General features: G+C 43.4%; 11 protein-coding genes. 4 read left to right on the plus strand and 7 right to left on the minus strand.

Annotated features, from left to right (window positions below):
- Positions 1 to 186: 186 nt before the first annotated feature.
- The 5 genes from H3T84_RS05710 to fdnG all read right to left on the minus strand — a co-directional run bounded on the left by H3T84_RS05710 (position 187) and on the right by fdnG (position 7,248).
- Positions 187 to 1,512 (minus strand): cation:dicarboxylate symporter family transporter, encoded by a 1,326-nt coding sequence (locus tag H3T84_RS05710; RefSeq protein WP_037393559.1) that lies wholly within the window; start codon positions 1,510 to 1,512, stop codon positions 187 to 189.
- Between the two features lie 100 nt (positions 1,513 to 1,612).
- The gene (gene fdhD / locus H3T84_RS05715) at positions 1,613 to 2,413 is read right to left on the minus strand and encodes a formate dehydrogenase accessory sulfurtransferase FdhD (protein WP_198218506.1); all 801 of its coding nucleotides are present in this window, start codon (positions 2,411 to 2,413) and stop codon (positions 1,613 to 1,615) included.
- A 141-nt stretch (positions 2,414 to 2,554) separates the two neighbouring features.
- Entirely contained in the window at positions 2,555 to 3,214 is a 660-nt protein-coding gene (locus H3T84_RS05720; RefSeq protein WP_025330240.1) for a formate dehydrogenase subunit gamma, read from the minus strand.
- Complete coding sequence (fdxH, locus tag H3T84_RS05725; RefSeq protein WP_037476001.1) at positions 3,214 to 4,128, minus strand: formate dehydrogenase subunit beta; 915 nt, start codon at positions 4,126 to 4,128, stop codon at positions 3,214 to 3,216. The genes H3T84_RS05720 and fdxH overlap by 1 nt, the downstream gene beginning before the upstream one ends.
- A 12-nt stretch (positions 4,129 to 4,140) precedes the next feature.
- Positions 4,141 to 7,248 carry a formate dehydrogenase-N subunit alpha gene (fdnG, locus tag H3T84_RS05730; RefSeq protein ID WP_198218507.1) on the minus strand — a complete coding sequence of 1,036 codons (3,108 nt, stop codon included), beginning with the start codon at positions 7,246 to 7,248 and terminating at the stop codon, positions 4,141 to 4,143.
- 464 nt (positions 7,249 to 7,712) lie between these two features.
- Between fdnG and modA the strand changes: the two genes are divergently transcribed.
- The 4 genes from modA (at position 7,713) to H3T84_RS05750 (ending at position 10,775) form a co-directional block, all read left to right on the plus strand.
- A complete protein-coding gene (modA, locus tag H3T84_RS05735; protein WP_198218508.1) occupies positions 7,713 to 8,480 on the plus strand; it encodes a molybdate ABC transporter substrate-binding protein in 768 nt (255 codons plus the stop codon).
- 65 nt (positions 8,481 to 8,545) lie between these two features.
- A complete protein-coding gene (gene modB, locus H3T84_RS05740; protein WP_037475997.1) occupies positions 8,546 to 9,226 on the plus strand; it encodes a molybdate ABC transporter permease subunit in 681 nt (226 codons plus the stop codon).
- A gap of 72 nt (positions 9,227 to 9,298) precedes the next feature.
- Positions 9,299 to 9,994, plus strand: a complete 696-nt coding sequence (locus H3T84_RS05745; protein ID WP_198218509.1) for an ATP-binding cassette domain-containing protein — start codon at positions 9,299 to 9,301, stop codon at positions 9,992 to 9,994.
- A complete protein-coding gene (locus tag H3T84_RS05750; protein ID WP_198218510.1) occupies positions 9,981 to 10,775 on the plus strand; it encodes a TOBE domain-containing protein in 795 nt (264 codons plus the stop codon). Before H3T84_RS05745 ends, H3T84_RS05750 begins: the two co-directional genes overlap by 14 nt.
- Before the next feature lie 366 nt (positions 10,776 to 11,141).
- On the opposite strand, the gene H3T84_RS05755 is transcribed toward H3T84_RS05750, so the two are convergent.
- Both H3T84_RS05755 and djlA read right to left on the minus strand, forming a co-directional pair.
- Positions 11,142 to 11,696, minus strand: coding sequence for a TPM domain-containing protein (locus H3T84_RS05755; RefSeq protein WP_232346121.1), 555 nt, complete (start codon positions 11,694 to 11,696; stop codon positions 11,142 to 11,144).
- Positions 11,697 to 12,119: 423 nt separating this feature from the next.
- Entirely contained in the window at positions 12,120 to 13,043 is a 924-nt protein-coding gene (gene djlA, locus H3T84_RS05760; RefSeq protein ID WP_198218511.1) for a co-chaperone DjlA, read from the minus strand.
- Between the last annotated feature and the right edge of the window lie 22 nt (positions 13,044 to 13,065).

Raw genomic sequence — 13,065 nt, forward strand, 5'->3', positions numbered from 1 at the left:
CAACAAATTAAATAACCAAGTTTAACCAAAAATAGGTATTCTGTCTGGATTTACTGTCTACGATTTTCTATATTTTATCGATAGAGAAAGATAATGTCTCTTATCAATTTGTTTTTCAAAATGTGATGAATCGGATAACAAAAAAGGTTCAGAAATTTCTGAACCTTTTTTATTACTAAAAACTAATTATTTAATACCAAGTGATTTCTCATATTCCCGCGCTTTTTCATCATCAAAATCATGTTCCCAGCGCGAAATAACCAGTGAAGCCAGAGCATTACCGATTACATTAACTACTGTACGTCCCATATCCAGAATACGGTCGATACCCAGAATAAAGCCCAAACCTTCTAACGGTATGGATGTTGTAGCCAGCGTGGCAGACAGTACCAGAAACGATACACCCGGGACACCGGCAATACCTTTAGAAGCCACCATCAGCGTAATCACAATCATTACCTGATCACTAACCGATAGAGAAATACCGTATAACTGTGCCAGAAAGATAACTGCAATACTCTGATACAGCGTAGAACCATCCAGATTAAATGAATATCCGGTAGGAATCACAAAGCTGGTAATAGATTTCGGCGCGCCATATGCTTCCATTTTCTCAATCATTTTTGGCAGCGCAGTTTCTGAGCTGGAGGTTGAGAAAGCCACTATCAGCTCATCTTTCAGGATTTTGATAATAGTGAAAATGTTAAAGCGGCAGAAATAGGCCACGCCACCCAGAATCACCAGAGTAAATACTATCATCGCCAGATAAACTATTAAAATCAGTTTCATCAGCGGAATCAGCGAACCGAAACCGAATTTACTGATGGTAACAGTCATCAGACCAAATACCCCGATAGGTGCGTAACGCATAATCATATTGGTGATTTTGAACATTACGTCTGAAATCACTTTCAGAAAATCTGAAAAGAACAGGCGCTGATTATCAGGTAGCTTAGTTAAGCCCAGACCAAAAAACACACAGAAAAAGATTACCGGCAGAATTTCACCGCTGCTAAGCGAATCAAATATATTATGCGGAATCATGTCCAGAATCATTATAACCAGACCATGAGGCTTCTCGGCCAGTGCTTCACTTTTTTGTACGTACTGACTGACATTGCTGTGGTGCAGATTGGAAATATCAATGCCGCTACCCGGGTGAAACAGATTACCGAAAAGTAAACCCACACCAATGGCGATAGTAGTGATAATTTCAAAATACAGAATGGTTTTACCGCCCAGTCGACCCAGACTTTTGGAGTTACCCAGTCCGGCAATACCCAATGTCAGCGTACTGAGAATGATGGGCAGCACAATCATTTTAATCAGGCGGATAAAAATATCCCCCATCGGTTGTAATACATTGATTACCCACGACTGATAGGTTTTGTAGTAGGGATGAGAAGGATCTGAAAAAGTATGCAGATATAATCCCAGTGCTACCCCCATAATCAGTGCGATTAAAATTTGCCAGGCCAAATTACGGCTATATCGTTTGATAATCGATAACATAGTCGTCCTTACTGTAAGTGGTAATATAGTTCTTATTCAATCTAAAAAGCGAAACAAAAACAATAGAGTATATTCTATTATTTTTTGTTTTAAACATGCGTTAAGGATGAAAAAATTGAGGATGGGTATAAATTACTTGGCGATTATGACGCGCAAAACCCACCAGCGTGATATTAGCCTTGTGAGCCAAATCAATGGCATAGGTGGTGGGCGCAGATACGGCCACGATACACCCGATACCGGTTATTGCTGATTTCATTACCATTTCAAAACTAGCGCGACTGGACAATACCACAAAACCATGCTTCCAATCCACTTTTGCATGCAATCCCCAGCCAATAAGCTTGTCTAAAGCATTGTGCCGGCCAATATCTTCACGGACGGTTACAATCTTACCTGCCTTGTCAGCCCACGCCACGCCGTGAACTGAACCAGTTTGCGCCCGCAGCTGCTGATGATGGTTAAAATCGGTCAAAGCACGCCCGATTATGCTAAATTCTACATGCCAATCGCGTAAAACCGGTTTTAATTCTGGCTGAACAGCTGCCAGACTGTCAATACCGCACAGTCCGCAACCGGTGCGTCCGCTTATCTGGCGACGGCGACTTTTCAAACGTGCAAAGGCTGCGCTGGCCAGCTCAATTTCAGCCACAATTCCATGCAGATGTTCAGTAACTTCAATCGCATAAATTTGTTCTGCATTTTCAATGATGCCTTCACTCAGGCTAAAACCCAGTGCCAGTTCGGCAATATTAGCGGGCGTAGCCATTAATACGACATGGGAGATACCGTTATAAACAAGTGCTACCGGGATTTCGGCACTGATATTATCACTGGTACTAATGCATTCTCCAGCCTGTGCCACCCAGACAGTGCGATTTTGGGCGGGGGTATAATTCATGAGGTTTCTGTATTTATGAGCCAGCAACAGTCGGAAAAAATTTGTACTGACATATTAACTGGGTCATGCAAGAAGATAAAATATTACTGTCTGTAAGACAATACGTCATACAGACAGTACTACTGATGATGATTATCTAAATTATTCAGTTGTCTGTGAAGTAGAATTTTGCTGCGCTTTGGCTTCTTTTTTTGCCATCATTTCGCGGTACCAGCGCGGATGGTGCTTTTTCGCCCATTCCTGACTAACCACCCCTTCCACCATTGCCGGAATTGTGCCTTTAATCCACAATGCGGCATATACATGAATAATAATACCGACAATCAGCAGGATAGCAGAGGCAGAATGCACCAACAAAGCGATACGTACCACCCAAATTGGAAAATATCCGGAAAAAAACTGCCGCCAGGCAATCAGCCCGCTAATAAGCAGCAGTGCCATACTGATGGACATCAGCCAAAACATACATTTTTGTCCGGCATTATATTTGCCAGTATCACCAATTTCTCTTCCCAGCAGAATATGCTTAATTCCCAGTAACCATTTAATATCATCCCGCTCAAAAAAATTATATTTTACATAGCGGAAAAACTGGATAAAAAAGCCCAGAAACATCACTACTCCGATGAACGGATGCAGGATACGTGCCAATTGCGGAGAACCGAAAACTTCAGTGAGCCAGAAAAAAGACGGATAGAAAAAACCCAGACCGGAAACAGCTAGCAGCACAAAGCAGCCGGCTACTACCCAATGATTAAACCGCTCGGATTTTTTATATCGCTGAATTAATAATCTTTTCATTATGCGTCCCCTTTATCTTTGAGGATTTCGCCTTCGCGATTCAGAACCTGTTCTTCATCATCATCAGGGCGATTCGGACCAATGGTAATGTAGTGCAGCCAGCCGGCAAAAGCAGCGGTAGCAATACCAAATGCTGCTATCGGTTTGAGCATACTCTTCCATAATTTAACGGTGGTACTGATACGCGGATTGTCCGGCAGACCATGGTACAAGCTGGGTTTATCCGCATGATGCAGTACATACATAACATGGGTACCGCCCACACCCTGCGGGTCGTAGAGTCCTGCCTGCTCAAAACCGCGCTGTTTTAAGTCTTTTATACGCTCCCCGGCCAAAGACTTCATGTCTTCTTTGCTGCCGAAATGAATAGCACCGGTAGGACAAGTTTTCACACAGGCCGGTTCCTGCCCGACGGCCACACGGTCGGAACACAGGGTACATTTGTAAGCGCGGTTATCTTTTTTCGAAATACGCGGAATATTAAACGGGCAGCCGGAAATACAGTAACCGCAACCAATACAGTTTTCCTGATGGAAATCGACGATACCATTTTCATACTGAATGATTGCACCCGGTGACGGGCAGGCTTTCAGACAGCCCGGGTCAGAACAGTGCATACAGCCGTCCTTACGAATCAACCACTCCAACTTGCCGTATTGCTCGGTTTCAGAAAACCGCATTACCGTCCAGCTATCGGCACTCAGGTCAATCGGGTTATCGTATACACCATGATTGGTGCCAACTTCATCGCGAATGTCGTTCCATTCCGAACATGCTGCCTGACAGGCTTTGCAGCCTATACAGGTAGAAACATCGATCAGTTTGGCAATTTCAATGGGTTTTCTTGCCTGTGGTAGCGGCGTGAGCTGATTAGTAGCCGAACGACGTTTTATATCCAAAGATTGTAAAGCCATGACTTATTCCCCTCACGCTTTTTCGATATTGCATAAAAAAGTTTTGTATTCTGGTGTCTGTGTATTGCAGTCACCAACAAATGGTGTGAGTGTGTTAATGAGAAACTGTTTTTTCTCACCAACATTCACCCAGCCACCATGCAGGGGAATACCTATCTGATGGACGGTCTGCCCGTTAATTTCTAACGGACGCAGGCGTTTGGTTACCACGGCTTTAGCCTCTACCCAGCCGCGCTTAGTACTGATTTTAACCGTATCGCCTTTAGCAATATTTTTTTGTGCTGCCAGCTCTTCGCTGATTTCAACAAACTGTTCGGGCTGAGCAATCATCAGCAATTTCACGGATTTCGTCCAGAACTGAAAATGCTCTGTCAGACGATATGTAGTGCCGACACAAGGAAATTCATCTTTATTGCCGATACGACCTTTAACGCTGTCAAACAAGCGCACTGCGGGTGTATTCATCACTTTAGGATAAAGCAGGTTTTTACCAACTGGTGATTCAGTAGGCTCATAGAATGCCGGAAACGGGCCATCTACCAGTTTTTTGGTACAGAACAGACGACCAACACCCTCTTCATTCATAATAAACGGATTCATATTGGTGTCAGGTGCCTGATCTGCCTTGTAGTCAGCCACATCCGCACCAATCCATTTGCTGCCGTCCCAGTGAATTAATATTCTGTCAGGATCCCAGGCTTTGCCGGACGGATCGCAGGAAGCGCGGTTATACAGAATACGGCGGTTTGCCGGCCAGGCCCATGCCCAACCCGGGGTATTACCCAGTCCGGTATTGCTGTTATCACGCCGTGCCATCTGGTTGCCGTTTTTAGTCCAGGAACCGGCAAAAATCCAGCATGCGCAGGCCGTTGTTCCGTCATCGCGTAACTGAGCAAAGCTATCCAGTTGCCCGCCTTTAGGCACGATAATATTACCCTGCTCGTCTTTAATATCCGTCAGTGCCCAACCGTTGGATTCCTGTGCCATTTCTTCTGGTGTAGGTGAATGCGGTACTTTATACGGCCAGCTCAGGTTCAAAATCGGCTCAGGTACTTTACCGCCCTCTTTCTCATACAGAGCTTTAATACGTAAATGCAAATCAGCCAGAATCTCAAGATCGGCTCTGGCTTCTTCCGGAGCTTCGGCTCCGGCATAATGCCATTGCAGCCAGCGTGAAGAATTGACAATCGAACCATTTTCTTCTGCAAAACAAGGGACAGGCAGACGGAACACTGTCGTCATGATAGAGCGGGAATCTACGTCATGCGCATCACCATGATTTTCCCAGAAGGTAGCCGTTTCAGTATTAAGCGGATCCATTACTACCATCCACTTGAGGCGGGAAAATGCTTCGATGATACGGTTGGAATCCGGAAAGGAACCCATGGCATTGAAACCCTGTACCAGCAAACCGTGCATCTGACCCTGATACATCATTTCGGTCATTTGCAGCACATCATACATTTTGTCCCACTTAGGCAGCCAGTCATAGCCCCAGTCATTTTCTTTGGTAGCCTTATCACCAAAAAACCATTTGAGCAGACTTACCATAAATTTGGGCGTATTGCTCCAGTAATTTAGCTGTCCCGGACGCATGGCCGTAGGTGTCTGAACTTTCAGATAATCAGCAAAAGTCGGATTTTTCTTTTCGTTAGGCAGGCTCAGATAGCCCGGAAGACTGGTAGACAGCAAACCAAGATCAGACAAACCCTGAATATTGGAATGGCCGCGTAAAGCATTCACACCTCCACCGGGCATACCGATATTACCCAGAATCAGCTGAATCATAGCCATAGTACGGATATTCTGCGAACCATAAGTATGCTGAGTCCAGCCCAGTGCATACAGAATTGTACCGGCTTTGTTTTTTGCCGAGGTTGCACCCAGGGCTTCACACACCAGCAGAAAATCTTTAATCGGGGTACCGGTAATTTTGTGCATCATTTCCGGGGTGTACTGGGCATAATGTTTTTTCATTATCTGCCAGACGCAACGCGGATTTTCCAAAGTCGGATCCGCTTTAGCATAACCGTTTTCATCCAGCTCGTATGTCCAGCTGGCATTATTATAGACAGCCCCGCCTTTGGCTCCTTTCGGAGCCGCTTCCGGTGCCGCGCTGCCGTCTTCAGTCGTATAATCGGCATGTCCGGAAAACAGACCTTCATGAAAACCATAACCATCAGCTACGATAAAAGCAGCATTGGTATAGTTTTTAACATAATCCCATTGTACTTTATCATTTTTAATCAGCCAGTTGATCACTGCCCCGAGGAAAGCTATGTCGGTACCGGAACGAATTGGCAGGTAATGATCGGCTACAGAGGCAGTACGGTTAAAACGCGGGTCACAAACAATTAGTTTGGTGCCTTTTTGTTTTTTGGCTTCGATAACCCATTTAAACCCTACCGGATGTGCTTCAGCGGCATTACCACCCATAACCAGAATGAAATCGGCGTTCTGAATATCGGTCCAGGTATTGGTCATGGCTCCACGACCAAACGTAGCAGCAAGTGCAGATACCGTCGGACCATGACAAACCCTGGCTTGTGAATCTGTCCCGACCAATCCGAGCGAACGGATGAATTTCTGGGTCAGGATACCGGTTTCATTGGAGCTGGCAGAAGCACACAGCATACCCACACTTTCCAACCGGTTAACCGTAACACCATCAGCATTTTTTTCAATAATATTGGCATCGCGTTCATCTTTAATCAGGCGGGCAATACGATCCAGTGCCTCATCCCAGCTGATGTCTTTCCATTCGCTGCTGCCAGCCTCGCGAATCTGCGGATGCAATACACGGTTCGGACTATTTACGAAGTCAATCAGTGAAGCGCCTTTGGGACATAAGCTGCCGCGACTGACCGGATGATCTGCATCACCTTCTATGTGAAAAATTTTCTTTTTGGCGTTTTTAGCACCGTCACCCAGACTATATAACAACGTACCACAACCCACTGAGCAATATGTGCAGTTATTGCGTGTTTCTGTTGCCCTCAACAATTTGTACTGGCGGACTTCAGCAAAGGCTGTGGCAGGAGCCATGCCCATGACTGCTAATCCTGTTGCGCCGGCACCCGCTGCGGTAACCTTAAAAAACTGGCGTCGAGTCAGGTTCATGTGTGTATGTTCCTAATAAAATTTTTTTTATTTATTTGCAGAAAAGCAACTCCTGCACTGCTTACTAATTATGCTAGAAAATTTATTAATACTAACATTTGACCCTATTATAATACTTTATTTAAATTATTATATAATTTTATCAGTATTCTTTACTGTAAATAAATAATTACGATTTTCATTCAAATGCTGGATTTACCTAGTATATAGATTAAAATACAATTTATTACATTGGCAATAAATAGAAATAATTTATCCAATAAATTATTTCTATTAGTCATTAATATTTTGCATACAGATTTATTTATAAATTATTTATTTGGTATGAAATATAAGTTGTATTGCATATCTCTATGACTGTCTATCGCTATATACCCATGTATATTTCGCAATAATTTTCCTTTATAATCGGCATTGCCCGACCCGGCGCCGGATAATAATTTATTTCAAATAAGGATAAAAATATGCGCTTTAACCACATTTGTCTGACTACTATCGTTACTGCAATCAGCCTGAGTGTAATGAGCACTACTTCACTTGCCGCCAATATCACAGTTTCAGCAGCTGCCAGTCTGACCAATGCATTTAATGACATTGCCAAAGCATATCAGCAGCAATATCCTCAAGATAAAGTACTGCTTAATTTCGGAGCTTCAGGCTCGCTGCTTCAGCAGATGCAAAACGGTGCACCTGTAGATGTATTTGCTTCTGCTGATCAGCAAACTATGGATCAGGCTCAGACCAAGAATCTTGTACGGGCACAGGACAGAATTAATTTCGTAAATAACAGTCTGGTACTGATTACTCCGAAAAAAAGCAATCTGAATGTACGCGGACTGAAAGATTTGCAGCAACCAGGTATTAAACATATTGCACTGGGCAACCCTGCATTTACACCGGCCGGACGTTATGCTCAGGCAGCAATGGAGCAGGCAAAAGTATGGAGTACGGTAAAGCCTAAAATTGTGAATGTGAATAATGTCCGTCAGGCTCTGGATTACGTAGCTAATCAGTCAGCAGAAGCCGGTTTCGTTTTTGGCACAGATGCGGCCATTATGCCGGATAAAGTTAGTGTAGCTGCAACCATCCCGACCAGTAAGCCAATCAGCTATCCGATTGCTAAGACGGTAGCCAGTAAAGAACCGGCAGCTGCCAGTCGCTTTATTAATTTTATCCAGTCGCCAAAAGGCCAGAAGATTCTTAAGCGTTACGGTTTTCAAAGCGCACGCTGAGTATGTTTCCACCGGCAGTTATCCTCCCGCGAATCTGTCTGAATTTTTATTTCAAGGAGTAGATAATGGCTGCGGCCTGGATTGCTCTTGCCCTGTCACTTAAAATCGCCCTGTGGGCAACTGCTATCAATCTGGTTCTGGGGGTCGGTATAGGTTATATACTTGCCCGTAAAACTGTTTGGGGCAAGGAGCTAATTGATACCATTCTCACTTTGCCAATGGTAATGCCGCCAACGGTACTGGGATACTACTTACTGGTTCTGATTGGAAAAAATGGCTTTATTGGTCAGTGGCTGGAACGTTATCTGGGTATTAATCTGATTTTCACCTGGCAGGGTGCTGTTGTAGCGGCAACAATCGTATCTTTTCCCCTGGTATTTAAACCGGCACGTGCTGCTTTTGAAAGCCTGGATTCCCAGCTGGAGCAGGCAGCGCGTGTTCTGGGTATCAGTAATGCCGGGGTGTTTCTGCGCATTACTCTGCCGCTGGCCTGGAGAGGGATTCTGGCCGGCGTATTACTGGCATTTGCACGCAGTATGGGTGAATTCGGTGCTACGCTGATGGTGGCAGGCAGCATTCCGGGGCAGACACAAACCCTGTCGATTGCCGTATATGAAGCAGTACAGGCCGGAGATGATTATCTGGCCAATACTCTGGTCTTGATTATATCTGTGGTCTGTATTCTGATATTACTGCTTACCGGCAAACTTTTATCCGGCAAAGTACCTATGACCAATCTTAAATAATCCGATACCTGAATCAAACAATATTGTTTTCCGATATTGCTTTGCCTGTTTTTAATCCGGCCAATGGTTTTTATGTTAGATTTTAATTTTCAAAAAACCCTTCAACGTAATGACGGAAGTCATTTTACTCTGGATATCCGCCTGTGCTGTCAGTCACAGCGTACAGTTATTATGGGTGCCTCAGGCAGTGGTAAAAGTCTGATGCTAAAGGCTGTTGCCGGTCTGCTGACTCCTGAACAGGGTCATATTAATGTGAATGGTGTTACTCTGTTTCAGGCACAGCAGCATATTAATCTCAGCCCGCAACAACGTAAACTGGCCTTTGTGTTTCAGGATTATGCCCTCTTTCCTCATTTAAATGTCCGGCAGAATATTGCCTGCGGTATTTGTCATGGTTTATTCAATCCGAAAAAACGCAGCCGGTATACAGAAGTTGAACACTGGCTGACTGCTATGCAGCTCAATTCGGTAGCAGAACAATATCCGGTTCATCTGTCCGGCGGGCAGCGCCAGCGTGTGGCTCTGGCTCGTGCTTTGATTGCTCAGCCGCGGGCTATTCTGCTGGATGAACCATTTTCTGCACTGGATACTCAGCTACGGGCTCAAATGCGTTCTGAGTTATCTGCCTGGCAGCAGAAATTAAACTTACCCATGCTACTGATAACTCACGATCCGGAAGATGCAGCTGCTTTTGACGCTCAAATCTGGCATATGGATAATGGATGTCTGTACTCAGCTCCCCGTAACAATCACAATGAATCAATTTAATCTTAACAGTGAACTAATTCCCACTATTAACGGCCAGCGAATTGGCAACAGCAAACGGATTATTTTACTGGAAAATATCCGGCGTTTCGGTTCCATTACCCAGGCAGCTAAAGCGGTACCTATGAGTTATAAAGCAGCATGGGATGCCATAGATGCAATGAATAATCTGGCGCCTGAACCTTTAGTCTTACGGCAAACCGGTGGTCAGGGTGGCGGAAACAGCGTATTAACAGCTTTTGGTGAAGCTTTTTTAAATTATTATCACACTATGCAGCAACGTCATCAGCAACTCATCCGGCAACTGGAAGCTAACGCTGACAATAGTCATCATGGTTTATGGCAAAAAATGAATCTGGATTTAAGTGCTGATAACCAACTCGCCGGAAGAATCAGCCAAATCATTGAAGGAACTGTAAATAATGAGGTTCATCTGCAACTGAGCAACGAACAGGAACTGGTAGCTATACTTACCAGACACAGTTGTGAACAGATGGAACTGGCTGTAGGCGTTGATGCACTGGCACTTATTCAGGCATCAGCCATTATGCTTGCGCGTCCCGATCCGAATTTACAAATATCCGCTCGTAACCAGCTAACAGGCCAAATACGCCAAATAGATACTGGTGCTGTAAACAGTGTGATTACTGTGGATTTAGGCGCAGCTGTCAGCCTGACCGCCAGTATTACCTGTCATAGTGCACAAACTATGCAATTGAAAAATGAAGATAAAATCATGCTGTTAATCAAGGCGCCGAACATTATTATCGGACGTTTGCGCTGAATGTGCACTCATCAGACAAACTGAAGCCAGAATAACCCTGTCATGCAATATCAGATTATTCCGGCTTATGCTTACGTGCGATAGTCAAACTACCTGCGGCCATGCACATTCCCTCTTTGTCAATCTGTCCTTTTAAGCCGCAGATATATTATAGACCTTATATATTTGTATTTTAATATTATTAAATAAATTTAATTCAAAAAAACTATTTATGGCGTTTTATCCCGAAATATTAATAATTAATTCCACATCTTTTGTAATTATGGGCTAATTTACTGAAAATACTGCACACTGATAACTTAATTGAATATTAAGCCGTTACAGTACTTTGAAAATTAACCCATATAAATACTTAGTTTTTCAAAACTAGCGCAGAATAACTTCATCGGCCAGTTCATTAGTACCGGCATGCGTACGCGGAAAATACTGTACAAGTAATTCCGTCAGCTCATCCAGTCCGGCAGTTAAACCATCCATATATCGTTGATGCTGAAATGCCTGAGTAATGCGATTACATATCTGCTGCCAATGCACCATACTCACACAGGTATTAATACCCCGGTCTGCAATAATTTCTACTGCGCGATCTGCAAAAAGTACATAAACCAAAATACCACTTTTCTCAGCAGTATCCCATATACCCAGATTTCCGAACCAATATTGTGCACGCTGGCGTGCCGTAGTTTGATGACACAAATTCGCTGTATCAAGGCTGGATTCAATCACAAACCGTAGCTGTCCGGTATGACGTTGCTCGGATAATGTAATTTGTTCAGTTAGCTGTTGCAATGCAAGAGCAGGAAAATATTTACTTACCCGTTGGCGCGGATTTATCCAGTGGCGCCAGATACGTGGTAATAATTGCATATTGAGTTTATTTAAGCTCGTACATTCTGCTTTTTCCTGTATATCTGATTTCATAGTTAGCACCACAGATTTATTAAAAAGTATATATTGAGTTACTTAATTAATCTCATAATAATCAACATTCTACTTACACTACCATAAATTTTCTTAATTAGAAAACGTTGCTGTTACCTGGCTGATAACAAAAACAATATATATCATATAAAGACAGAAAATCGGAAAGTCAGATGTAACGGATATTATTGCTGGTGACGCTAGTTAGCATATATTTTGATAATAACGATACTAATCAATTTATCAGGAAAATTAGCCTTTAAAGTAAAAATCCAGATATTGCCAGAGAGCAAAAATGATTTCTAACATAAAAACCAACCTATTATCAGAGCCGGCTCTGACAAATTCTCTGATTGGAAAATCACAAAATTCTAAGGGTTATATATTTTGAAACAAAACAGATTCTGTAAGCCCTTATCTATATTAAACAAATCCGCGCAACTGTTTCACATAAGCATAAGCTGCCTGTATACGCTGAGCATGCTCAGTTGCCCGCTGCATCTCAGTTTCCGACAGATTCTGCTTAATGAGTTTATCCGGATGGTATTTATTCATCAGTCGACGATATGCCTGTTTAATTTCCTGCGGGTTCGATTTTGCTGAGATACCCAGTACCAGATAAGGATCAGTACCAAACGGTTCTTCAGGCTGCTGTTGCTGATTATGGCGTTGTTGTTGCTGATACTGCTTCTGTTGTTGCTGATATTGTTGCCGGCGTTGCTCTGAACGCGCATGCTGACGCTGCTGTTTCCATTGCTCATTGGTCTGCCAGTAATGCCGATATTCGTTTTCCTTATGAATAGTCTGACTGGCAAAAATAAGCATTTGTGCATAAGGAATACGGAATTCGTCCGCTATGATATTCAGAATGCGCCGTTCATTATTATGCAGCCGTCCGTCAATCAGCGCCAATTCAAGCATATTTTTACAAAACAACATTAAACCGCGCTTGTCATCACTGTAAGCCCGGTATAATTGTTTAAGTCTGGTTCTGAGCGGATAATTTTTTGTCTGCCCCATATTAAAAGCATAACGCGACAAAACTTCAGTTTCTGCATCCAGCTGCATTTTTTTAATCATGTCATAGACACGCGACCGGTCTTCATCAGAAACATGGCCTTTGGCTGCACATACCTGACCGGCCACTTCAAACATAACGGCTATATAAAGACTATTGTCGGCAGCGATAGATGCTTCGGTACCGTCATCTACAATCTGCACAGCCCGAAGATAAAACAGAATAAGTATGATTAGTACACTATCAAGCAATACCCCAACAAACAGACCATAATGCATGAGTAAAAAACACAACAGCAGAAAACAGATACCATAGCCGACTTTAGACATGTATGCCCACCAGAAACAAAAT

The sequence above is a fragment of the Snodgrassella sp. M0110 genome (assembly GCF_016101465.1).
Classification (GTDB): domain Bacteria; phylum Pseudomonadota; class Gammaproteobacteria; order Burkholderiales; family Neisseriaceae; genus Snodgrassella; species Snodgrassella alvi.

Excerpts from the sequence above, each read along its gene's own strand:
- H3T84_RS05710 (WP_037393559.1), bottom strand. The coding sequence starts at position 1,512 with ATGTTATCGATTATCAAACGATATAGCCGTAATTTGGCCTGGCAAATT.
- fdhD (WP_198218506.1), bottom strand. The coding sequence starts at position 2,413 with ATGAATTATACCCCCGCCCAAAATCGCACTGTCTGGGTGGCACAGGCT.
- H3T84_RS05720 (WP_025330240.1), bottom strand. The coding sequence starts at position 3,214 with ATGAAAAGATTATTAATTCAGCGATATAAAAAATCCGAGCGGTTTAAT.
- fdxH (WP_037476001.1), bottom strand. The coding sequence starts at position 4,128 with ATGGCTTTACAATCTTTGGATATAAAACGTCGTTCGGCTACTAATCAG.
- fdnG (WP_198218507.1), bottom strand. The coding sequence starts at position 7,248 with ATGAACCTGACTCGACGCCAGTTTTTTAAGGTTACCGCAGCGGGTGCC.
- modA (WP_198218508.1), top strand. The coding sequence starts at position 7,713 with ATGCGCTTTAACCACATTTGTCTGACTACTATCGTTACTGCAATCAGC.
- modB (WP_037475997.1), top strand. The coding sequence starts at position 8,546 with ATGGCTGCGGCCTGGATTGCTCTTGCCCTGTCACTTAAAATCGCCCTG.
- H3T84_RS05745 (WP_198218509.1), top strand. The coding sequence starts at position 9,299 with ATGTTAGATTTTAATTTTCAAAAAACCCTTCAACGTAATGACGGAAGT.
- H3T84_RS05750 (WP_198218510.1), top strand. The coding sequence starts at position 9,981 with ATGAATCAATTTAATCTTAACAGTGAACTAATTCCCACTATTAACGGC.
- H3T84_RS05755 (WP_232346121.1), bottom strand. The coding sequence starts at position 11,696 with ATGAAATCAGATATACAGGAAAAAGCAGAATGTACGAGCTTAAATAAA.
- djlA (WP_198218511.1), bottom strand. The coding sequence starts at position 13,043 with ATGTCTAAAGTCGGCTATGGTATCTGTTTTCTGCTGTTGTGTTTTTTA.